The organism is Enterococcus sp. B2E4 (assembly GCF_030499455.1).
Lineage (GTDB): Bacteria > Bacillota > Bacilli > Lactobacillales > Enterococcaceae > Enterococcus_D > Enterococcus_D casseliflavus.
The window spans coordinates 1-540 of sequence record NZ_JAUKPK010000054.1 but is presented as its reverse complement, the minus strand read 5'-3'; the positions used below and the strand labels follow the sequence as shown (position 1 = coordinate 540).

Sequence of the window (540 nt, the reverse complement as noted above, 5' to 3'; positions counted from 1 at the left end):
CAAAGCGATAGGTCCAGTTGCCTTTTTTATCTGCTTTTACGATTTGATCGTCGATTTTCTTATCATTTTGCATCAGCTTGACAGTGATGCTTTCAGGACGGGTATTGAACTTGTTGTCGTTGTCATTCCAAGTTTTTCTGCCTGAAACTGTGGTTGTTTCCGTATTGACTAGGTCATAGCCGTTTACTTCACTGATATATCCAGAAACGGTTTCTTCTTGAATCGTGTAGACATAGGCTTTTCCCTTGGAGTCATACTTAGGCAGATTCTCGAAGTGATAAGTCCAGTTCCCTTCTTTATCGGCTTTTACGATTTGATTGTCGATCTTTTTACCATTTTGCATCAATTCCACAGTGATACTTTCTGGTCGGATGTTGAGCTGATTGTTGTTATCATTCCATGTTTTCGTACCTGAAACTGTTGTTGTTTCCGTATTGCGGTACGTATTGACTAGATCATAACCGTTGATTTCACTGGTGTATCCTAGAACATTTTCTTCTTGGATCGTGTAGGTATAGGCTTTTCCTTCGGCATCGTATT

General features: G+C 39.8%; 1 protein-coding gene. It reads right to left on the bottom strand.

What is annotated here, in order from left to right; translation table 11 throughout:
- Window positions 1-540: Cna B-type domain-containing protein (locus Q1X33_RS16610; protein ID WP_301969847.1), on the bottom strand; the 540-nt coding region annotated here is incomplete at both ends.